Origin of the sequence: Dongia deserti, from assembly GCF_003574735.1 — a bacterium.
GTDB classification, from domain to species: Bacteria; Pseudomonadota; Alphaproteobacteria; order Dongiales; family Dongiaceae; genus Dongia_A; species Dongia_A deserti.
This window is the reverse complement of the sequence record NZ_QORW01000010.1, coordinates 18,661-41,062: the sequence shown is the minus strand read 5'-3', so window position 1 is coordinate 41,062 and position 22,402 is coordinate 18,661. Positions and strand designations below refer to the sequence as shown.

At 59.5% G+C, this 22,402-nt stretch carries 17 protein-coding genes and 1 tRNA gene; 14 read left to right on the top strand and 4 right to left on the bottom strand.

The annotated features are described in order from the left end of the window. Positions 1–46: 46 nt before the first annotated feature. From rpoD to gmd, 3 genes are all read left to right on the top strand, one after another. Entirely contained in the window at positions 47–1,993 is a 1,947-nt protein-coding gene (gene rpoD / locus DTX69_RS16590) for an RNA polymerase sigma factor RpoD (protein ID WP_119302678.1), read from the top strand. An 87-nt stretch (positions 1,994–2,080) separates the two neighbouring features. Continuing rightward, a tRNA-Ile gene (locus DTX69_RS16585) sits at positions 2,081–2,157 on the top strand. 808 nt (positions 2,158–2,965) lie between these two features. Further along, entirely contained in the window at positions 2,966–4,033 is a 1,068-nt protein-coding gene (gene gmd / locus DTX69_RS16575) for a GDP-mannose 4,6-dehydratase (protein WP_284735834.1), read from the top strand. A 58-nt stretch (positions 4,034–4,091) separates the two neighbouring features. Here gmd and DTX69_RS16570 read toward each other — a convergent pair whose 3' ends face one another. Next, positions 4,092–4,526, bottom strand: coding sequence for a VanZ family protein (locus tag DTX69_RS16570; RefSeq protein WP_162917282.1), 435 nt, complete (start codon positions 4,524–4,526; stop codon positions 4,092–4,094). Between the two features lie 367 nt (positions 4,527–4,893). Here DTX69_RS16570 and DTX69_RS16565 point away from each other — a divergent pair, with 367 nt between their 5' ends. After that, positions 4,894–5,637: an SDR family NAD(P)-dependent oxidoreductase gene (locus tag DTX69_RS16565; protein ID WP_119302674.1), complete on the top strand. Its 744-nt coding sequence runs from the start codon at positions 4,894–4,896 to the stop codon at positions 5,635–5,637. 2 nt (positions 5,638–5,639) lie between these two features. Here DTX69_RS16565 and DTX69_RS16560 read toward each other — a convergent pair whose 3' ends face one another. Next, positions 5,640–6,800 carry a hypothetical protein gene (locus DTX69_RS16560; protein ID WP_284735833.1) on the bottom strand — a complete coding sequence of 387 codons (1,161 nt, stop codon included), beginning with the start codon at positions 6,798–6,800 and terminating at the stop codon, positions 5,640–5,642. A 362-nt stretch (positions 6,801–7,162) separates the two neighbouring features. Here DTX69_RS16560 and DTX69_RS16555 point away from each other — a divergent pair, with 362 nt between their 5' ends. Together DTX69_RS16555 and DTX69_RS16545 are read left to right on the top strand one after the other, a co-directional pair. Further along, entirely contained in the window at positions 7,163–8,662 is a 1,500-nt protein-coding gene (locus tag DTX69_RS16555) for a lipopolysaccharide biosynthesis protein (protein ID WP_284735832.1), read from the top strand. Positions 8,663–9,168: 506 nt separating this feature from the next. Next, complete coding sequence (locus DTX69_RS16545; protein WP_119302671.1) at positions 9,169–10,464, top strand: DUF4910 domain-containing protein; 1,296 nt, start codon at positions 9,169–9,171, stop codon at positions 10,462–10,464. Positions 10,465–10,473: 9 nt separating this feature from the next. On the opposite strand, the gene rfbC is transcribed toward DTX69_RS16545, so the two are convergent. Together rfbC and DTX69_RS16535 are read right to left on the bottom strand one after the other, a co-directional pair. Next, positions 10,474–11,079: a dTDP-4-dehydrorhamnose 3,5-epimerase gene (rfbC, locus tag DTX69_RS16540; protein ID WP_284735831.1), complete on the bottom strand. Its 606-nt coding sequence runs from the start codon at positions 11,077–11,079 to the stop codon at positions 10,474–10,476. Next, positions 11,069–12,094, bottom strand: a complete 1,026-nt coding sequence (locus DTX69_RS16535) for a glycosyltransferase (RefSeq protein WP_119302670.1) — start codon at positions 12,092–12,094, stop codon at positions 11,069–11,071. Before DTX69_RS16535 ends, rfbC begins: the two co-directional genes overlap by 11 nt. 197 nt (positions 12,095–12,291) lie before the next feature. Here DTX69_RS16535 and DTX69_RS16530 point away from each other — a divergent pair, with 197 nt between their 5' ends. From DTX69_RS16530 to DTX69_RS16495, 8 genes are all read left to right on the top strand, one after another. Then, positions 12,292–13,584 carry a class I SAM-dependent methyltransferase gene (locus DTX69_RS16530; protein ID WP_284735830.1) on the top strand — a complete coding sequence of 431 codons (1,293 nt, stop codon included), beginning with the start codon at positions 12,292–12,294 and terminating at the stop codon, positions 13,582–13,584. Then, positions 13,581–14,393, top strand: a complete 813-nt coding sequence (locus DTX69_RS16525; RefSeq protein ID WP_119302668.1) for a glucose-1-phosphate cytidylyltransferase — start codon at positions 13,581–13,583, stop codon at positions 14,391–14,393. The genes DTX69_RS16530 and DTX69_RS16525 overlap by 4 nt, the downstream gene beginning before the upstream one ends. Continuing rightward, complete coding sequence (locus DTX69_RS16520; protein WP_119302667.1) at positions 14,393–15,046, top strand: PIG-L deacetylase family protein; 654 nt, start codon at positions 14,393–14,395, stop codon at positions 15,044–15,046. Before DTX69_RS16525 ends, DTX69_RS16520 begins: the two co-directional genes overlap by 1 nt. A 36-nt stretch (positions 15,047–15,082) precedes the next feature. Next, the gene (locus tag DTX69_RS16515) at positions 15,083–17,080 is read left to right on the top strand and encodes a cadherin repeat domain-containing protein (protein ID WP_162917281.1); all 1,998 of its coding nucleotides are present in this window, start codon (positions 15,083–15,085) and stop codon (positions 17,078–17,080) included. 153 nt (positions 17,081–17,233) lie between these two features. Further along, positions 17,234–18,349, top strand: a complete 1,116-nt coding sequence (locus DTX69_RS16510) for a glycosyltransferase family 4 protein (protein WP_162917280.1) — start codon at positions 17,234–17,236, stop codon at positions 18,347–18,349. A 333-nt stretch (positions 18,350–18,682) separates the two neighbouring features. Further along, on the top strand, positions 18,683–19,780 hold the full coding sequence (locus DTX69_RS16505; protein ID WP_119302664.1) for an MraY family glycosyltransferase: 1,098 nt from the start codon (positions 18,683–18,685) through the stop codon (positions 19,778–19,780). Between the two features lie 439 nt (positions 19,781–20,219). Beyond that, positions 20,220–21,122 carry a glycosyltransferase family 4 protein gene (locus tag DTX69_RS16500; RefSeq protein WP_284735829.1) on the top strand — a complete coding sequence of 301 codons (903 nt, stop codon included), beginning with the start codon at positions 20,220–20,222 and terminating at the stop codon, positions 21,120–21,122. Further along, positions 21,119–22,402, top strand: coding sequence for a hypothetical protein (locus tag DTX69_RS16495; RefSeq protein ID WP_162917279.1), 1,284 nt, complete (start codon positions 21,119–21,121; stop codon positions 22,400–22,402). The genes DTX69_RS16500 and DTX69_RS16495 overlap by 4 nt, the downstream gene beginning before the upstream one ends.

Here is a 22,402-nt window from a genome sequence, read left to right as displayed (position 1 = left end):
GGTTTTTGAGGCCGCGCGGACTTAGGAATTTGGAGCAGGTGTAGAGATGGCAGTGAAGCCGCAGCCGAAGCAGGATGCGAACAAGCCGCGCGAGGAAGGCGCCGAGCCCTTGATGGATGGCATGAACAATGCCATGCGCAAGATGCTCGCCAAGGCCAAGGAGAAGGGTTTCGTCACCAACGACGAGATCAATGCGGTCCTTCCCTCGGAGCAGGTCTCGACCGATCAGATCGAAGACTTCATGGCCCAGCTTAACGAGATGGGCATCAACGTCGTCGATTCCGACGAGGAGACCGAGGAAGCCGAGGATTCGGTCGAGGAAGAGACCCGGACCGTCGGCAACCTGGATGACGAGGAAGTCGGCCGCACCGACGATCCCGTGCGCATGTATCTGCGCGAGATGGGCTCGGTCGAGCTGCTGTCGCGCGAGGGCGAGATCGCCATCGCCAAGCGCATCGAGGCCGGCCGCGACATGATGATCGGCGGCATCGGCGAAAGCCCGATCACCCACCGCTACATCATCGAATGGCGCGACAAGCTGAAGGCGGGCGAGATCCTGCTGCGCGACATCATCGACCTCGACGCCACCATGGGTGGCGGTCCGGGCCAGGCCGAGATGGCTCAGGTCGAGGCCGGCGAGGATTTCGAGGAGGAAGAAGAGAAGGAAGAGGGCGCCGAGGAGCGGCCCGAGGGCGAGGGCGCTCCGGACGAAGCCGACGAAGTGAACATGTCGCTCGCCGCCATGGAAGCGCAGCTGCTGCCGGGCGTGCTGGAGGCCTTCGACAGGATCGCCGCGCTCTACAAGAAGCTGGAAAAGGCCCAGCAGAAGCGCCTCGAGCAGATCAAGGGGGGCGAGGACCTCAATCCGCGCTCGGAAAAGAACTACGAGAAGCTGAAGCTCGAGATGGTCGAGCTGATGCGCGCGATCCGCCTCAACAACAACCGGATCGAAGCGCTGGTCGACGAGATGTACGGCCTCAACCGCTTGATGATCGGCCTCGAAGGACAGCTGTTGCGCATCTGCCAGAAGGCCGGCGTCACGCGGGAGGATTTCCTGAAGCACTATTACGGCGCGGAGCTGGACCCGAAATGGTTCCAGCGCTTGAGCCGGCTGACCGCGAAGGGCTGGAAGAACTTCCTCGCCAACAACAAGGAAGAGGCCAAGACCATCCGCAGCGACATTGCGCTGGTAGCGGACCGCGTGCATCTGCCGGTCGGCGATTTCCGCCGCATCGTCAACGTGATCCAGAAGGGCGAGCGCGAGGCTTCGCGCGCCAAGAAGGAGATGGTGGAGGCGAACCTGCGCCTCGTCATCTCGATCGCGAAGAAATACACGAACCGCGGCTTGCAGTTCCTGGATTTGATCCAGGAGGGCAATATCGGCCTGATGAAGGCGGTCGACAAGTTCGAGTATCGCCGCGGCTACAAGTTCTCGACCTACGCCACGTGGTGGATCCGCCAGGCGATCACGCGCTCGATCGCCGACCAGGCGCGCACCATCCGCATTCCGGTGCACATGATCGAGACCATCAACAAACTGGTGCGGACCAGCCGCCAGATGCTGCACGAGATCGGCCGCGAGCCGACGCCGGAGGAGCTGGCGGAGAAGCTGATGATGCCGCTCGAGAAGGTGCGCAAGGTGCTGAAGATCGCCAAGGAGCCGATCAGCCTCGAGACGCCGATCGGCGACGAGGAGGACAGCCATCTCGGCGACTTCATCGAGGACAAGAACGCGGTGCTGCCCTTGGATGCCGCGATCCAGGCGAACCTGCGCGAGACCACGACGCGGGTGCTGGCAACGCTCACCGCGCGCGAGGAGCGCGTGCTGCGCATGCGCTTCGGCATCGGCATGAACACCGATCACACGCTCGAGGAAGTCGGCCAGCAATTCTCGGTCACGCGCGAGCGTATCCGCCAGATCGAAGCCAAGGCCCTGCGCAAGCTCAAGCACCCCAGCCGCTCGCGCAAGCTGAGGAGCTTCTTGGATACGTGACCAGGTATCAGGGATCAGAGGTCAGGTATCAGATGGAGTTCTCCATCGATTCCTGATACCTGATTCCTGAATTCTGATCCCTGGATCGGGCCTGTAGTTCAGGTGGTTAGAACGCGCCGCTCATAACGGTGTTGTCGCAGGTTCGAGTCCTGCCGGGCCCACCAATCTTTTCAATTAAACAAGAACCGCGTTCTGCGCTCATCTGCGCTTTTGTTGGCGCGATGTTCCGGTTTGGGCACGCAACGGGCACGCAGATCTGGCCTTCTGTGTTGCGGAAGAACGTCACGTTCGCCTTGAGCTGCTGACGGATCTTGCTGACCGTGCCGATCGAGACTCCGCTCTGCCGGACGAGCTCCTTGTGGAGCGTGCCGCTCAGGATGAACTGGCGGATAAGGGGACTCCTCGCCTCGTCGATGCTGCGCGGATGCGGCTTCGGCAGCCGTGCGACGGGATCAGCAGGCATGCCTGAGGTGAAGCACATGAAGTCGGCGTGATGGCGACCCGGATCGCGTCGAGATCGCAGCCGAGGCAAGCGGCATCGAGCTTATCCAAAAGACGTAATGGAAGGCGCAAGAGGCGCATACCAAACTTGCGTCGTCGTGGTTGCTCTTCGAAATAGCTATGCTTCCTGTGATAGTCGGCGGAATCCTGCTTTGGAGATCGGGCAGTGAGATACTCTGATCAACCCCGTGTGCTCGTCACTGGCGGCGCCGGGTTCCTCGGCAGCTCTCTCTGTGAGCGTGCAGTGCGCTGGAGTGGCAGCCCAAAGTACCTCTCTCGTTTGGGCTTGCGAAAACGATATCCTATTTCAAGGGTCATTCCTCAGTGCAGGTTCAGTGTCAACTGTGGGTAGCGGCGGCAGTATGATGCGATGACCAGCTCATTTCCGACCCAGACACCGCTGGACTCCTGCCGCCTCGCGGCCTCCCCGACGGTCGCGACCCAGAAGCATTTTGCCGGAGCGATATAGCCTTGACGCGGCGGGCTCTCATTACCGGTGTGACGGGGCAGGACGGTGCATACCTGGCCGAATTTCTTCTGGCCAAGGGTTATGAAGTTCACGGCATAAAGCGGCGCTCGTCATCCTTCAATACTGCACGAATCGATCACCTATATGTAGACCCGCATGCCGGTCCGGCGCAGCTCAAGTTGCACTATGGGGATATGACCGATGCACCCAGCTTGATCCGCCTGATGCAAGAGATCCAGCCGGATGAAGTCTACAACTTGGCAGCGCAAAGCCATGTGCAGGTGAGCTTCGAGACACCGCAGTACACTGGGATGGCCGATGCACTAGGGGCGGTCAATCTTCTGGAGGCGATTCGCATCTTGCGGCTTGAGGATCAAGTGCGGTTCTATCAGGCCTCGACATCGGAGCTGTATGGGAAGGTGCACGAGGTTCCACAGCGCGAGACCACGCCATTTCATCCGTGCTCACCATATGCCGTCGCCAAGCTCTATGCCTTCTGGATAACGGCGAATTATCGCGAGTCATACGGAATTCACGCCAGCAATGGCATTCTTTTCAATCATGAAAGCCCCATTCGGGGCGAGACGTTTGTCACACGCAAGATCACGCGAGGGATCGCCGCCATCGAGCTTGGCCTGTCCGACAAGCTCCATCTCGGCAATCTCGATGCGAAACGGGACTGGGGGCATGCACGAGACTATGTCGAAGGCATGTGGCTGATGCTTCAGCAATGGCGTGCGGGTGACTACGTTCTGGCAACCGGCGAGGCGCACAGCGTACGAGAGTTCGTAGAATTGGCGTTCAATCACGTCGGCCGGGCCGTGAGCTGGCGGGGCGAAGGTGTGGAGGAGAAGGGCATCGACTGCCTGACCGGGCAGACGCTGATATGCGTCGACCCCTGCTACTTTCGGCCGACCGATGTTCATCTGCTTCTCGGCGACCCGAGCAAGGCACGCCGAGAACTCGGCTGGCATCACCGCACCGGATTCAGGGAACTGGTGGCGGAGATGATGGATGCCGACCTGGAAACAGTCCGCTTCGAACAACAAGCCAAGCGTCTGCGCAACTGAACAACCGCTGCAGCCGCTCACGACATAGTTACGGACACGCACGCCGGCAGGTTCACCCCTATCGCCCGCGAAGCCATGCCACCAGCATCAGCGTGTACGCCGAGACGGCCCCGAGCCAACCTGCGACGGCGTCAGCGAACTCCGGCGAACGGCCTGGTACAGAGCTTTGACAGATCTCCAGGCCAACAGCGAGCGCACATAGAGACAGGATAGTCATGAAGATTGCCCGCCAGGTTTGGAACATCCAGGTTCCCAGCAGGCTCAGCACCAGATATGCCGTGAAATGTTCGATCCTGTCGTTTGCTATGGCAGGCACGCTCTCCGCGGGCAGCAGACTGCCGATGGCAATAGCTGTGACGCCGATACCGAAACTGATCCTGGCGACCGGTCGAACAAGATTGGACCAGCGCCACTTGCCACGAGTGACCATAAGGCGGCTGGGGTGCGCCTGCTGCTGTGCTGTCACGTCGCTGGATCGATCGTCGCGGGGCATGATCAGTCAACCGTGGTGTTGAGGCCGGCGTAGCGACACGATTCGCTGTCATCGCTGTATTCTTCGGCGACTTGGTAAGTGCCTGGGAATAGGTCGGAATGGCGGCATTTCACCTGTTCCTGCGGCAGCCATGACGGGCTCAGCCTGACATAGAGAGCCCTGCGAGAGCCCTGCCTCGCCGATCGTCTCGCTTCTTATCACGGCGTTCCCGTCCACTACGCAAGCTCAACGGCGTACCGCAAAAGCGGTATCCATCCGCATGCGAACAGCCAGAAGAGGGTGAGCCACATTCGGTCGGGCTGCGGTAGCTTGCCAAGATCAGCTGTGCCAGGGCAGCCGATGTTGCGCAATGAGAGAGGAGGGGTGAGTGGGCGAGTTCGAAGGGCAGGTCGCGCTCATTACCGGCGCCGGATCAGGCGTCGGTGCAGCCATCGCTCTCGCGTTATCCGCTGCGAAAGCGGAGATCCGGCTGGTGGGCAAAACCCGGGATTCCTTGCAGGACATCGCCCAAAGAGCGCAAAAGTTTGGGGGAAAGGCTGAGTATCTGGTGACCGATCTCGGCAACGAGTGCGAGCTTAGCGCACTGACCGATCGGCTTGCCCGTGACCTGGCTCGTCTCGATATCCTCGTGCAGAATGCGGCCGTGCACATTGCAAGCCCGATTGCGCAGGCGTCGATGGCCGATCTCGATCGGCATTACCGAGTCAACTTGAGGGCGCCCTATGCTTTAACCCGGGCTTTGCTGCCGCTGCTCGAGGCCAGTCAAGGCCAGGTCGTATTTGTCAACTCGAGCAGCGCCATTGGGGCAAAGCCTTCGACCAGCCAATATGACGCGACCAAGCATGCACTACGAGCCTTCGCTGATAGTCTCCGCGGTGAGGTCAACGCCCAGGGCATCAGGGTCCTGAGTCTGTATCTGGGTCGAACGGCCAGCAAGCTGCAGAGGCAAATCCATAAGTCGGAGAACAAGCCCTATTACCCGGAACGGCTGCTACAGCCGGAGGACGTGGCTTCGGTGGTGCTGAACGCGCTCAGCCTTTCCCGCACGGCTGAAGTCACCGATATTCACATAAGACCCATGATTGCTCCAGAGGGGGCGGCCTTTATCTAAGCCTAGTCTAGTCTCGCTTCCGACTGAGGTTCAGAGGAAAGATGGGCTGCAACCGGCGATGTGGGCCTGCCAACAGGCATCGACCTCCCTGCTTCCTCAACCGCGCGCGGAGGTTTCACCGCAACCGCTCCGGCTTCTTCGGAGACCCGTTCGAGCCATGCTTCACGCCACCAGGAGTAGATGCTCCTCGGACACAACATGCGGCATGCGCTATAACGGGACTGACACCAGACGTGCTCCAGGATCACGGCCGGTGTCCGCAGGAACGACATCTCGCCGGACCTCTCATCGACGAACTGGCGTATGCGTGCTCTTACTCTGTACGTCCCGCCACAATAAGGTACCAGCTCGGCATCGAAAAAGAGCCCGGCGTTCTTATTGGCGGAATCCAATGTCTCAAGGATGCTCTTGTAGGACTTCACACGGACAAGATCGCCAGGTTGGAGATTCAGCGTCGAGCTGAGGGTCGCTTGGCCGACGGGAATTGTGCCTTTGCGCCGCGGATAAGGGATCCCGCCCCAGGGCGCCTGAACTCGGTCGTACAGCCACTGAAGGAGCGGAGCCAGCCGGCTCAGCCGATGACACAGCTCGCTGAAGGAGGCGTACACGAAGCCACGGATCAAACGGCCGGCGCTCACGTTCCCGGAACGGTAGTCCTCGACGTATTGGAATATGTTCCACCATCTCAGCCGAGAGGTGTAGTGCGGAAGTTCGGTCGCTTGGCAGACATATCGCGTCTCGCCGAGAAGTTGGCGAGACGTAGCATTCCGGACATCCTGCTCCGCGCAGCCTCCGCCAGAGGCGCTTTCGCCATTTTCATCACCGGTCGTGCAGGATTGCAACTCAATGGGTTGCTCCGGTCCTTTAACTGGCTTCAGCCAAGCCTCTTTCCAGAACAACAGGCATGCCGCGTCGCAATTGCCATGTGCCTTGCCGTCGCATCGGAGGTCCAGGTGGATTCCACCTGGTAGTCTCCGACCGCCAGTGCCATTCACCGTGTCGCACGTCTTGTGTGCGCGCTTGTAGACCTTGAAACGTTGCCCACAATATTGAAACATCTCGGGCATGAACGGCAGGCCATCCAAGCGACCCTTGGAATCTAGGGAGACCAGAATCTCCTGCTTACTGCGGACTTCGACCCAATCGCCTGTCTTCAGCGTCATCGCTGTCCTTCTTGAGCAACTGCGTTCGGTTAAGGAGTTGCCGCGATCGTTCAGTCTGCAGTCCCCGCGACCATGCAGCTTATCGGCCAAGCTTGGAGATATGCCCATGCGACAGAGTCTGCACAGATCGCGAGGTCCCTCACATGCCGACACCGCCTCGTCCGTCCGTATCTACCGATATCCTCCTGAGCATCGGGCGCCCGCCCAGACTTTGAGGGCGAAGCAAACATCGCGTCATTAGAGGGCCAAGGGCCCAACTGGTCATCACAGCCTTTCGACGTACTACGGTCTTGGCAGCGCAGCCAGTATCGTCTCGTGTTCAGACGCTATGCGCTGCCACATTGCACGGACGGCCCGGAAACATGACAGGTATGGGAAGCAGCGAACTGAAGCGGCGCACAATACGTGGCGGCGCTGCAAAGCTTTGCGGTCAAGCGGTCAATTTCGCCCTACGTCTCGGCTTCATGATCGTACTGGTGCGGCTGCTCAGTCCGCATGATTTCGGGCTTGTTGCGATGGTTACGGTGGTGACAGGGATCTATGGAATGTTCACTTCTGCGGGCCTGTCGTCCGCGACCGTGCAGAAGGAACACGTCACCGATGCACAGATATCAACCTTGTTCTGGATCAACGTATCGATCGGCGTGGTGTTTGCGCTCCTGTGCGTCGCAACTGCGCCGGTCCTGGTATCCTTCTACCGCGAGCCTCGATTGTTCTGGATCGCCATCGCCCTGGCGACAGGTTTCCTCGTCACTGGCGCAGGCGTACAGCATGCCGCGCTCCTTCAAAGGCATCTCCGCTATCCGGTGCTGACGTTTATCGAAACGCTCTCCCAATCGACGAGTAGCGCGCTCGGCATCACTTTGGCAGTTCTTGGCTATGGCTATTGGTCCCTGGTGGCGGCAGCAGTCACCTCACCAGCAATCACGACAGCCTGCGTATGGCTTGCGGCGAAGTGGCGGCCGGGAAGGCCTGACTGGAGTGCCGATATCCGCTCCATGCTCCTCTATGGTGGCACCATCACTTTGAACGGACTGGTCGTCTATATTGGCTACAACCTGGAGAAGGTCCTCTTGGGGCGAGTCTGGGGGGCCGACGTACTTGGGCTTTATGGCCGGGCCTATCAGCTTATCAGCGTGCCCACTGACTACCTGAACGGAGCGATCGGCGGGGTGGCGTTTTCCGCACTCTCGCGGCTGCAGGGTGACCCAGCGACGTTTAAGAGATATTTTTTGAGGGGGTATGGACTTGCGATATCCATGACGCTCCCGGTTACGATCTTCTGCGTCGTGTTCGCGGACGAGATAATTCTGGTGCTGTTTGGCCAGGCCTGGGCGGCAGCGGCCCCCATATTTCGGCTGCTCGCTCCCACTGTTCTGATCTTCGGGATCATCAATCCACTGGCTTGGTTGCTGCTTTCGATCGGACTGCAGGGGCGCAGCCTGAGGATCGCACTCGTGATCGCGCCACTGGTGATGTCTGCATATCTGATGGGCTTACCATATGGGCCGACTGGCGTGGCAGCCGCCTATTCCGCCGCGATGATGTTATGGGTTGTCCCGCACGTGCTCTGGTGCCTGAAAGGAACGACAATTTCGATTCTGGATGTCGCTCGCTGCCTTCTCCGCCCCTTCCTGGCCGGCGTAGCGGCCTCTGCGGCGGCAATGGCTGTGCACCTGTCGGCTGGGTCACACCTTCCGCCGATTGCGGACCTGGCGTTGGGCGGCGCGATCATGTTCTCGCTCTACGCCGGAATCCTGCTGTTCGTCCTGGGCGAGAAGGACGTCTATTTTGAGCTCGTTCGAACATTACTGAAGAGTTCGGCCGGTCCAGCGACGCACGAGAGACCCGTTGTTCCGTAGACTGTGCGCCGAGCGGCCGGTCGGAACCTCGCTCGTACATCCAAAGCGGTACAGGCGTGGCCGAAATGACCGGAGCGCGGCATCCGACGGAATGCTAATTTGCGTACGAGGCTTGGCGCGTTCACAGGGGAGTGTCTGCCATTCGAATGGCAGAGGGCGCCGGTCCGGATAAGCGGTCGTATCGTGTAAGTTTCGAGAACATTGTGCGGGCAATACCAGCCTTCAAACCGAAATGGAGTGTCGCGAGCGGAGCAGAGCAGCTTTGTGCGGCGTTCCGCGCGTCGGGATTGACCTATGACGTCTTCGGGGGATTGCGCTTCCGGCGCATTCAGCAGATCAAGGAGCTCATATCTGAAGGTATCGTTGATCGAAACCTGCGACGCATCCGAGAGTCGCAGCGAGCCCGGAATCTGGCGGCGGCGAGCTAAAGGGTCGTTGCCGTGCCAGCCGCGCGCCAGCCGAACTGCCTCTTCCGACCACCGTCATGGCCCGAGCCGACGGACGATATGGATCTCGGAGAGCGGATCTTTGCGCTCGCGGAAGAGATCTTTCCAATTTGCCGCAGCATCACCGGCGATGGGGTGCGCGAGACGCTCAGGTGCCTCAAGCGATATATCGATCTCCAGGTGCGCGAGGTGCCGACCGGAACCAAGGTCTTCGACTGGACGGTTCCCAAGGAATGGAACATCCGGGACGCGTTCGTAAAGAACACCCAGGGGGAACGCATCATAGACATCGGCTCTTCGAACCTTCACGTCTTGAACTACAGCACTCCCATTCACGGTGAAATGCCGTTGAGCGACCTCAAGCCGCATCTCTTCACGTTGCCGGAGCAGCCCGACCTGATCCCCTATCGGACGTCGTACTACCGCGAAGCATGGGGGTTCTGCCTCTCACACAATCAACTGCTGCAGCTGCCGGAAGGAACCTACGAGGTCTGCATCGATTCCAGCCTGGAAGACGGACACTTGACATACGGGGAATTTCTGTGCCCTGGGGCATCCGAAGACGAGATCCTGCTGACGGCTCACGTCTGTCATCCTTCCTTGGCCAACGACAACTGTTCGGGGCTGGCGACCCTCACGTATCTCGCAAGGCACCTGAGCGCCAAGAACACCCGCTATACCTATCGCTTCTTGTTTGCGCCAGGCACGATTGGGGCGATCACCTGGCTAGCCCGCAACGAGCACAAGGTCGGACATATCAAGCATGGGCTGGTCGTTTCATGTGTCGGCGATGGTGGCGGTCCAACATACAAGAAGAGCCGCCGGGGCGATGCGCCGATCGATCGCGCTTTCTGCCACGTGCTGCGCCGGATCGCCACCACCCCAAACATCCTGGACTTTTCGCCATACGGCTACGACGAGCGCCAATTTTGTTCTCCGGGGTTTGATCTGCCGGTCGGCCTGTTCCAACGCAGCCAGTTCGGAAGGTTTCAAGAATATCATACATCGGCCGACGATCTGGCGTTCATCCGACCGCAGCATCTGGCTTCATCCTACCGCATGATCGCCGCGGTGCTCCATATGCTGGAGCGGGATTACCGGCCGGTGAGCGCGAATCCAAAGTGCGAACCCCAACTCGGCCGCCGTGGGCTGTATGAGCCCGTTGGGGGACAGACGCATACGCCCGACTACACCATGGCGCTCCTCTGGGTTGCCAACCTGGCCGACGGCCGGCACAGCCTGTTGGACATGGCCGAGCGCGCCGACTTGCCGTTTGATCTCATTGTAGAGGTAGCCCAAGCACTGCGGACGAAGGGGCTGCTGACAGAATGCGGAGGCCGCATCATCAACGGCTAGCAAACTGCGTCAGCGAGCGAAGTTCGGCCAGGATCGATCCCTTTCGGAAATGGCAGCGACGGGTAGCGGCCAATCTATGAGAAACGCGGGGTCGTCGTACCGCACGCCGGCCGCGGCCTCCGGTACGTAGAACTCGGATATCAGGTAGCTGACTTCTGCGCCACCGCTAAGACTTTGAAAGCCATGCGCGAAGCCGGCCGGCACGTACACCTGGTGATGATTGTCGGCGGTCAACTCAAAACCCTGCCAACGGCCATAGGTGGGGGATTTAGGGCGAAGGTCAATAATCACGTCCCAGATGGCACCTCGTCGGCAGCTCACAATCTTTATCTCGGTATGTGGAGCTCGCTGGAAATGCATGCCGCGGACCGTTCCACGCAAGTGCGAACGAGAGCAGCTGTGCTGGACAAATATCGTCTGTACGCCTTGCTTAGCAAATTCGCGCTGACAGAAAGTTCGAGTGAAGGAGCCCCGTGCGTCGTTGAATGGCACGGGCTCAATGAGCCACGCGTCACGCAGATGAGTCTTGGTGAACCGCAAGTATGTTTGGTTAGCGTCTCGGTCCGAGAGCGTGTTCGCAGTGTTCTTGACGTTCTTGTCGACCTCAGTGCGCATCGGAGTTCCCCTCGACTGGGGCGTGCCATCGGATGCCTATCTCCGACAGGACCCGTTGAATCCGCACTACCGAATCGCCGTTCCGCAGCAGATAACCGAAGGGCGGAAAGATAGCAGCGTCGGGGCAACGTGTGACCGCATACCACAAGAGGGCTCCACTCAAAGCGAAGTTCCCGCGAAGTAGATTGGAGAAGCAACCCCAATAGGCTCGCTCGGCAAGGGCTCGCCGTGCGATCCGGTGCAGGCGTCGTGCGTTTGGTAGCCGGGCACCCTCGTGCTGGAAGAAGCTTTCGAACGCGGCCTCCCACTCGAGATCCCATTTATGGCAGTCATAAACGCTGGCGCTCCTGTTTCGCGGATGGACTCGTCGGATGCCCTGGATGGCATCGATCTGCACCGCGTCACCGGTGCACGCGAATCTCAGCCACATGTCGAGGTCGGCGGTATGGGGCAGATGCACGCGATAGTGCCCCACCCGCTTCTGAGCGGACGTCCTGACGATGGCCGTGGTGCCGGGGATCATGAAACGGGAAGCGTCGGGGCGACCAGATCTGCACAGCCGATCGAGCAAGGCTCTTCCCTCGATGAGGCACCAATCACTGCTGCGCGGAAGCTGGTCAAACTCCTGGCTACTCGACTCAGGGGTGATAATGAGCTCGCGTCCGAACGTTAGATTGACCCGCGGGCTATCGTCCATGACCGAGATCGCGCGCGCGAGGGCGCCTGGCGCGAGTAGATCGTCGGCGCATAGCACCATGAAGTAATCGGCCTCGGCCCAGTCGACTCCTTCGTTAAAGGAGGTCAAGTGGCCCAGATTCGTGCGGTGCGTGACCACTTCGACCCGCGCGTCCTCCACAGCGAGCGTGCGAGCCACCTCCGATGTGTCATCGGTTGAGGCATTGTCGACGATCAGAACGCGAACGTCTTCGATGCCTTGCTGCAGGACACTTGCTACGCAGCCGCGCAGGAAGCGGCCATATTGGTAGCAAGGCACAACGACATCAACGCTTGCCATCCGTATGAGCCCCGAAAACCGGCACTGCGGCGAGAGCGCGATAATTCATCGGCGGAAGTGGTCTCGCCAAGACCCTAGCACTTCGGGACGCGTCTTGAGCGTAACACTTTAGGTGAATGGGCAAACTCAGCCGGAATGGCCTCTGCCCTAGGTTTAACGGTCTGCTACTGTTCCTCCGGAGCCGAGCGGAGGGTCACGTGAACATCCAGACTGTTCAGCATTGCGGGACGTCGCAGACACCGGTGTCTGGAGAGTGCCGGATCTGCGGTGCGCCATTGTGTCACCCGCTTGTCGATCTCGGCATGTCGCCGCTGTGCGAGGCTATACTGACTGCGGAGCAGTGCGACCAACCAGAAACCTACTATCCCCTTCATGCTCTGGTCTGCGAGCGGTGCTTTCTCGTCCAGCTCAAGCAGTACGTGCCGCCGGAACAGATATTTCGAGAATATGCCTATTTCTCGTCCTACTCGACGTCGTGGGTCGAACATGCAAGAAAGTATTGCGAGATGATCACCAAGCGGCTGTCACTTAGCCGAAACAGCTTGGTTGTCGAGCTGGCTAGCAATGATGGCTATTTGCTACAGCACTTCGCACAGCTTGACGTACCGGTCATCGGGATTGAGCCGGCGGCAAACGTCGCAAAGCTCGCAATCGAAAGGGGTATTCGAACCCACGTCGAGTTCTTTGGTGCCGAGATGGCAAGGCGCCTGGCCGCGGATGGAACCCGCGCCGACCTGATCATTGCCAACAACGTGCTCGCACACGTGCCGGATCTCAACGACTTTGTCGCGGGTATCGCCGTCCTGCTCAAACCAAGCGGTGTCGCCACACTGGAGTTTCCGCATCTCCAGCGACTTATGGAGGAGACGCAGTTCGATACCATTTACCACGAGCACTTCTCGTACTTCTCCCTTGGAACCGTCCGGCTTTTGGCAAAGCGCCACGGCGTCAAAATCATCGACGTGGAGGAGCTGGCGACTCACGGCGGATCATTGCGAGTCTATCTCACACACTCGGATGCACCCGTGCGCGAAAGCGGGCGGGTGGCAGACCTGATCCATCGCGAGGAGACATTCGGAATGTTCGAGTTGGCGACCTACATGTCCTTTGCCAAACGGGTGCGGCGCATCAAGCGGAACCTGTTGGCGTACCTGATTGGAACGAAGGATGAGGGGAAGATGATCTGCGGTTACGGGGCTCCAGGCAAAGGGAACACGCTTCTCAACTATTGCGGTATCGGTACGGACTTCCTGGAATTCACCGTCGATCGCAATCCGTATAAGCATGGGCGGTTCACCCCTGGGATGCACATTCCCATTTACCCAACGGAGATGATCGACAAAAGGCGGCCGGACTATATCCTGATCCTGCCTTGGAATCTGAAGCAGGAGATAGTCCAACAAATGCGGCATGTGCGCGCCTGGGGGTGCAAGTTCATCGTGCCCATTCCCGATGTTTCCATCATTGATCCAGCGGAGCGGAAGGCATGAAAGTTGTACTGTTCTGCGGTGGCCTTGGCACACGCATTCGGGAGTACTCGGAGAGCATACCAAAGCCGATGATCCCGATCGGAAACCAGCCCATACTATGGCACCTGATGAACTATTATGCTCAGTACGGCCATACCAACTTTATCCTGTGCCTCGGCTATAAGGCGAACATCATCAAGGACTTCTTCCTTAATTATCGCGCTCACGCGTACGCGGACTGCGTCGTGTCGGGTTATGGTGCCAATGTCGAACTGTTGAACGAGCCGGCCGCAGATTGGCGTATATCGCTGATTGATACGGGCATCTGGCGAAACATTGGCGAACGCCTGTGGGCCGTGAGAGAGTATCTCCGCGGGGAGGAGATGTTTCTCGCCAATTACAGCGATGGCCTTTCGGACGTCAATCTCGACGACGTGGCGGAGCGCTTCAAGCGGAGCGGAAAGGTGGCGAGCTTTGTCGCGATCAGGCCGCCGCTGACGTACCACTTGGCTGACATTGCGTCAGACGGAAGGGTGCGTGAGTTTCGTGGATCCGACCGGTCCGATCTATGGATCAACGGCGGATTCTTCATGTTCCGCCGAGAGGTCTTTGACTACATGCGCGACAGAGAGGAGCTCGTCGTTGAACCGTTTCAGCGTCTTATCGCGGCGGACCAGCTCCTGGCCTATAAGCACGCCGGGTTCTGGCGCGCCATGGACACATTGAAGGACAGGCAGGTGCTGGAAGATATGGTGGAGCGGGGCGACATGCCCTGGCGCGTGCAAGGCACATCTGGCGCCGGTCCCAAGGAACTGTTGATGGCCATCTGATGAAAGCGCTTCACGTCGTCCGCCCCGGCGACAGCATATCCGTTCTGTGCATCGGAGCGCATTCCGACGATGTCGAAATTGGGGTCGGCGGTACTATCCTGGGCTGGATCGTCGCAGGCGTGAACTTGCATGTTCACTGGTGCGTGCTGAGTGCCGTGGCTGACCGTGCGGCGGAGGCTAAAGCATCGGCGACTGCCTTCTTGCTGGATGCGGCGAGCGCGAAGATCGACATTGCCCAGTTCCGGGATAGCTACTTCCCGTACCAAGGCGTGGAGATCAAACAGTGGATGACCGATCTCCGAGCGAGGTCCAGTCCAGATATCATATTCACCCATCGCCTCAGCGATGCACACCAAGATCACCGTGAGCTTTACCATCTCACCTCAACTGTATTCCGTGATCATCTAATTCTCGAATACGAAGTCCCGAAATGGGATGGGGATCTCGACAAGGCAAATGTTTTCGTGCCGATGACGGCCGCCGTCCTTGAACGCAAGATCGAACTCCTCCTCACCCACTTCGGTACGCAACGGTCCAAAGATTGGTTCGACGCCGACACGTTCCGTGGCCTTGCCCGCCTGCGGGGAATGGAATGTCGCGCGCCGGAGCGGTATGCGGAGGCCTTTGTCGTGCGCAAGGCCGTCCTGGCGTAGAATGAAGTGACGGTCGCACGGCGAGGCCAACTTCCAATGATGGCGTACAGAACCCTGCTGGCTGGCATGCTTGTGCTGCTTGGATCGCCCTGGTGCGCCGGCGATCCCGGTGCTGAATCGGACGGAGCGGGTCGACTTCCAGAGCCAGTCACTTGGTTAGCACAGTTGGAGTTTGGCGCATCTTCGCTGGAAGTGGGCAACATCGGGTACCTGCAGGCGAGGGACACCGATGCATTTACCCATGGCTACTCCTATGCGCTTGAGGGTCAGCCCAACGAACTGGTGGTTGATCGAGATACCGGCGCTCTTTCCCTGAAAACGCGGATCAAGGCCAGTCGATATCAGTTCAAGGCAGTCGTCACCAGTCGGAGCGATCCAAGCCGCACCACGCATTTTCCGCTCAGACTGGACGTGCGGGAAGGCGTAATCCTGGATCGCACCGCCGGCCAGATCCTTCACAAAATCTATGATGTCGACTCCGGCCGCTACGGCCGTCCCGATGGGCTGGACTATACGAACGTCCTGCTCAATATCCGTCGCGCAGTGATGGCCGATCAGCGGGCTGCAGGCGATGGGAATCTGCGAGCGACGATCTATTTCAGAAGAGGCAAGACTTATGACTACACAGTCAATGACTGGCTTTCGGGGTTACAGTACATCTCCGTGGAGCCGGATCCGCGGTACGATCCCATCGGGCCGCGGCCACGCCTCAGAAACACCCGGCAAGAATTCAGGTTCGACAGCGAGATTGCCATCCTGGGATCTGGCGGCGCCACGGCGTTCGATCTATTGGCGGACAAGCTGAAAGCCTACTCCCCGGCAATCTACAGCGCAAAGCCGGGGCAGGACCGTGTCCGGTTGAAGAAAAGTGCCGATGCGACGTTCGTCAAGCCAGGGCGGTGGCACCTGATTGGATCATATGATCAACAACTCGGGGGCTATCCGCCCAACATGCGCTATTTCGACTACGTCAAAGTGGTCGCGGTCGCCGGTGATGAAGTCATTCTCGATCGCCGGCTGCAGAACCATCATCGAGATGACTACTTCGAAGAGCCGGAAAACGCGAACTCATTGGGCATAGGGCGGATCATCCCGCTCGATCTGGGGGGCGAGGGTGGGTTGTTGCCGACATCCGACTCCCGCCTGACAATTCGGCTCACCGTCAAGGACATTGAGTTCCTCAAGAACCCTTCAACCGACGATGGCTCAAATGTGGTTTTGTATATCGCGGGTGCAATCGATGCGATATTCGAGAACTGTGTCATGCCGCGCCCGGTACCAACGATCGTCCAAAACATGCACTTTATCGGCGGGACGATCGAATCCAGTGAACCGGATAAGCTGATCACGAGCTTGTTTCTCGAAAATGTGCGGAGTGGCGAGATTGGCGGAGCGACTGGTGTTGACTTCATGTTGATCCGAAACTCAAGCGTTGCGCCCTTTCAGGTCTCGCCGCGCCATCTTCGCGTCGTCGACAGCACCATCGACGGGACCACCGACACCAATCTCTGGTACCCGGTCACCTTTGCCTACAATGGGCCCGTTCTGTCCGCCGAGTTTGAATCAGTGATGTTCAGGATCAATCCCAGCAACAGCGATACACGTGTCATGCCGGCCATCCAACGACCCTCTCTCACGATTGGCAGCGACGCGACTTGGCGCATGGGTGCCCTGATCATCCCAAGATCGTCGCCGGCATTTGAAGACTGGCAGGCCTGGGTGTTTGCAGGAATGATTGTCTATTCTGAAGAGCATCCAGACAGCTGGGGCGTGGTGGGCGAACTCAGCAGCCGCCCGGATGGCAGCGCGATTTCGGCACGAGTTGACTGGAAGAACGGCCCCAGGCCTTCCCGGGGCAAGCTCGTCGCCGGACGAGGTCACAAACTTGCAATAGACGACAGTTCAAAGCTCACCGGAAAAGCAAGCTGGGATGCACTGAGCGGCGGCTTCATGTGGCAGTACCTTCCTTCCTCCTTCGGCGCAGTACCACCCGCAGTCCCGACGAACTCTTGGCCTGGCGCGGAGCCCCGTTGAACTCCGCGTAGCGAGCATCCTCAAGAAGTACAGCCGAAAGCGCAGATCAGATGATGCGGAAATGAGTAGATACTCTCCAGGAGAGTTGCCTTCCGCGTGCTTCTGGTAGGCATGGGCGGTCGCATGCTCACGCCGCCGAAAAGAGGTGTCGCCATGAGGATTGCGGCATACGCCCAGCTGCATCGTGGCATGATAATGCCGACCGGGGTGGGGCAACATCTGATTCACATGATTATGGGCTTGCAGCGCAAGCCGGGAATCGATCTGCGCATCCTCGCTTCACACGACCAGTGGGATGACCAGGGGCGCGGCCGGGCTAGCTGCCCTATGGCCGGGATGGTCGCGCGGCGTTTACCACTTGATAGGCGTTGGTTGGAACTTATCTGGGAGCACCTGAATCTTCCCAAGGTTGATCGTTGGAGTGGGGAGGTAGACTGGGTCTACTCTCCAACGGAGGTCTACATACCGACCAGGAGGCCGCGACTGGCTGTCACTGTTCACGACCTGCATGCGTTCGAGCCCAATCTGCCATGGTCTCAAACGGCGGAGCATCGTGCATTTCGTAACCGATGGGCGCGAATGATGAAACGGATCGTCGCGCACGCGTCGTGCATATTGACGGTGTCGGAGTTTACCCGGGATCGCCTGTTGGACTTGCTGCAGGTTGCATCGGAACGGGTCGCGATCGTCGGAAACGGCGTGGATCCGCTGTATTTTGAGGACTTGAGCGAGACGGAGCCTGGCGCGCGTCAGGATCAGCCCTATATTGTGGTCGTGGGCGGATTGACTCGGCGGAAGGGCGGCGACCGCGTTTTGCGCGTGGCGCAAGAGGTGAGCCGGGAACTGCCGTCAATGCGCGTGCTGGTCGCAGGTCACAACGAGCCGCATTTCCAGGCAGCAGCCGCGACCGTCAGCAACATAGTGCTTCTCCGATATGTGCCATCGCGCACGCTTGCCAGCATCCTGCGCAATGCTGTCGCCGCCGTGCTCCTGTCGCGCTACGAAGGCTTTGGCATACCCGTATTGGAAGCCATGGCGAGCGGCGCACCGGTTATCTCTTCCCGAGCGGGCGCCATACCCGAGGTCATGGGCGATGCAGGCTTGCTCCTGGATGCCGACAATCCTGGCGAGATCGTCTCGGCCATTAAGTGGTTATCGACCGATGCGAGCGCTCGAGCAACTTACCGCTCCTTGGGAAAGGCACGGGCACAGCGGTATCGTTGGGAGCGGTGCGTCGATCGCTTGGTCGAGGCGCTGCAGAACCACTAACTAGGCGAACAAGGTGTGATCGGGGCCGCACTGGCGCCTGGCAAAGCTGAAGGACCAGTAGCCCAAAGACGCTGCTGCCAGTGGCAGCGGCCAGCCTACGCCTTTCGTAGTTCATGCTCATGTACCCCCACCGTCCCCCGTCGGAGCATTGCCTCGGAGTGCTGGAAAGAAGCTGACATTCTGGCAATTTTGGAAGTGCGACGCGGTCGATCCATCACCTCGATATGACGTACACCTTTCCACACTGGCCCGTATCCAAAAGGGTGAATAGGTCGCGCGCGGTCGAGTCCGCATGATGTCATCTGACGCTGGCTTCAAGAAGGATCGCGTGGCATGCGGGATCTGACTCTGAGCTGCATCAATGCTTTCCTGCTGTCGATGGTGCTGATATCCATGTTTCAGCGGCTTGCGGTGCCGCTTGGCCTGATAGATGTTCCGACGGTGCGCAAGAACCACAACGGCCACATTCCGCTTGTCGGGCTTGCGGTATTCTCCGCTTTCGCGATATCTGCGCTTCTACTCAAGGAGCAACCGGAAGGCTTCGCCAGTTTTCTGACAGGATTGGCACTCCTGGTTGTGGTGGGCGCTCTAGACGATGCATTCGACATACGTCCGCTTATAAAGCTGCTTGCCCAGATCGCTTGTGCTGTGATGATGCTCCTGCCCGGCGAAACAATGATTTGGAATTTGGGTGCGATCTTTGGCGACGGTCCGGTGGAACTGCATCTGTTCGCAGTGCCGGTTACCATCATCGCAGTCGTTGGCTTGGTCAATGCGGTCAACATGATAGACGGGGTGGACGGCCTAGCTGGCTCTCTATCGCTCACGGCATTGATGTGGTTCGCAATTGCTGCGTCTATCTTGAGCCTGGATCCGGAACTTTCCATCGCCTTGGTCGCGGGATGCTGCATCGTTGCCTTCCTCGGCTTCAATCTGCGGCATCCATGGCGCGCGCGCGCTATTGTATTTCTTGGTGACAGCGGCAGCATGATGCTCGGTGCGGTGCTTGGCTTTCTTGCAATCAGACTGTCGCAGCATAGCGCTGGCCCAAGCCTATCGCCCGCTGCCGCGCTGTGGATCTGCGCGATCCCTGTCATCGATACGCTCAGCCTGGCCATCCGTCGAATCGCCGCGGGACGCAGCCCGTTCTCCAGCGATCGCCAGCACCTGCATCACCTCCTGTTGGATGCAGGTTTATCGGTCGGTCAGGTGGTCGCAACGCTCGGGACCATCGCGGCATTTCTGGGCGCCATCGGTCTGGGTGGCTGGTACGCGGGTGTCCCGGACGCAATTCTCCTATTGGGTCTCACCGGGCCAGTCGCCGTGCACATTTGGTTTGTGCGGTATGGCAGAACGCATCTGGGTGCGACCTGGAACGCCATTGGGCGTTCCAAAAGCGTGCTTAGCCGGCCGGAGCCTTTGCTGAAGTGAGTGATGCTTCGAGAGGGAAAAGGGCGCCAAGTGGGATTCGCGGCCAAGATGAGGTGGCGAACCCGACGACGGGGCAATCACTTCCGTCAGGTGGCGTCGTTCGGTTCGACCTATGAGCTATGCAGTCGCTCAGCTTGGCGCGCGCATGCACTACGCGGTGCCACGCATCCTGTATAGTGCCGGCCGGCTTACGCGACTTTTTACGGACCTATGCGCGAGCAGTGGGTGGCCACGCTTGTGCGGATCAGTTCCGACGTGCCTTCAGCCGCAGGGCTTTCGACGCATCTGTGGACGCACGCCGAAGGATGTGCCAGCCGACCGGATCACGGCGTTCAATTTGCTAGGCGTGCGCTACGCACAGCGCCGCCGTCGAGCGGTGTCACGACGGGACTTTGCGGATGCCTTTCTCTGGGCTGGCAGATCCTTTTGCGAGAAGGTCGTGCGACATGGCCTGGGCGACGCGACCGGCGTCTATGTGTTCAATACGGCCGGACTGGAAGTGCTGCAAGCCGCCCGCGCCAACCAGCGCACGACAATACTGGAGCAGACGATCGCGCCACTACGAATCGAGCAGGATTTGATTCGAGCCGAAAGCGAGCGCTTTCCATCTTGGCAGCGGCCGTTTGAGGCGGCCGCCGAATACTCTACCTTGCGCGAGCGCGAGGAAAGTGAGTGGCAGCTCGCCGACAAGATTGTATGCGGCTCTTCGTTCGTCCGCGATGGCATCGGCGCCTGTGGCGGCCCGAAAGAGCGATGCATCGTGGTGCCCTACGGCGTGGATCAACGGTTCTGCCTGGCGCCACGGCCCAACCACGGCGGACCACTGCGCGTGCTCACGGTTGGCGGCGTTGGTCTGCGGAAAGGGACACCCTATCTTCTGGCGGCCGCAGACATGCTCAGCCGCCAAGCCACGTTTCGCCTCGTGGGGGCTCTGGAATGCGAAGCGGGTGCGGTCCACCGTCTTAGAGAAACCGTAGAGCTGGTCGGCTCTGTACCCCACGCAGCCATGTTGCAGCACTTTGCCTGGGCCGACGTCTTCCTGCTGCCGTCGCTCTGCGAGGGTTCCGTTACGGCAATCTACGAGGCCCTGGGTGCCTCGCTACCGGTTATCTGCACCAAGAATTGCGGCAGCGTCGTGCGCGACGGGCTCGACGGGTTCATTGTCCCCATCCGCGACAGCGAAGCGATTGTCGACGCGGTACTACGCCTTGCCGGCGATGCGGACCTCCGTCGCGAGATGAGCAGAAATGCGGGCGCTCGCGCCATTGAATACGGCTTCAGGTCCTATAGCCTCTCCTTACTTGCGGCACTGGAGGAGGGGCAGCTGGAGGCGGTGTCTTGAGCGGCCCACTTGTAATCACCTTCGTCGCCGCGTGCGCCCTCTTGCTTGTCTGGGGATTGCTCGAACGAAATAGGATCTATCAATATCCGTTCCTAGCGGGGGCGGTGTTTGCGGCATTCATCTTGCCCCAGATTCTCGGCTTGTCGCATGACCGGTTCCTGCCTGTCGAGGCATTGGAATCAACACTGGTTCTCGCGATCCTGTCGGCGTTCATGTGCTGGCTGGGCGCCGCGGTTGCGCGCCCCATACCGCCGGCCGATGTGACCTTGGATGATGGCCGGTTGCTGCTGGCAAGTGCAGGACTGTCGGCCATGGGCGGATACTTCTATTTTGCGCTCAGTCGCCTGCCGCCAGAGATGCTCAGCAACACCCAATGGACGGGCCTGCCGGTCGCCTACCTGTTCTTTGCGCGCGCGCTGACCTACGGGTTCGCGCTTGCCGTGTTCTTGTACGCGCGCAATCGATCAAAATGGGCCCTACTGATCGCGCTATATGGGGCATTCTTCTGTTTGGACCGCATCATCATCGGTGGCCGACGGCACGACCTGGTCGAGTTCGCTGTCATCATTCTGGTCGCGGTCTGGTTCCAGCGCGGCTGGTGCTTGCCACGATCGGCGATGCTGGCTGGTGTCGTCATGGGCGCGCTTTTCATAAACAGCATAGGAGACTACCGCTCTGCCACAATGAATGCCGGAGGGCCAAGTTGGGAAAGGATCGGCGATATCGATTTCGTCGGCAACCTGTCGCGCATCACCGAAAGCGGCGGGGCGGAGGTCCGGAATGCGGCCTACAACATTGCGGCAGTATCGCGCAGTATGAAGCTTGACTTTGGCCTCGCCCATTGGAATGCGCTGGTCTTCTCCTACGTCCCGGCGCAGCTGGTCGGCAAGGAGTTCAAGCAGTCCCTCTTTATCAACCTGCCGCAGCCCGCTCTTGAAGAGTACTTCTACCGCTCTCCGGTCGGAAGTACATGGACCGGCCTCAGCGATTCGTTCCAATCCTTCTGGTACTTTGGCGCGCTAAAGTTCTTCGCGATCGCCTACATCATGCAGAAGCTCTGGCTTGCGGCATCGAGCGGAAGCCAGATGGCGCAGATCATCTATATGTTGATTCCGGCTTACGCGATGGAGGCAATCACCCACACAACGCACTACTTCGTCGATCCCTGGGTCCACATGGCGATATTTTTGCTGCCGGCACTGATGTGGGCGCGCAACAGGCGGCGAGAACCAAGCCTAGCAAGATCACCGGCGGAAGCAGCGCCACTCCAGCGGCCATAG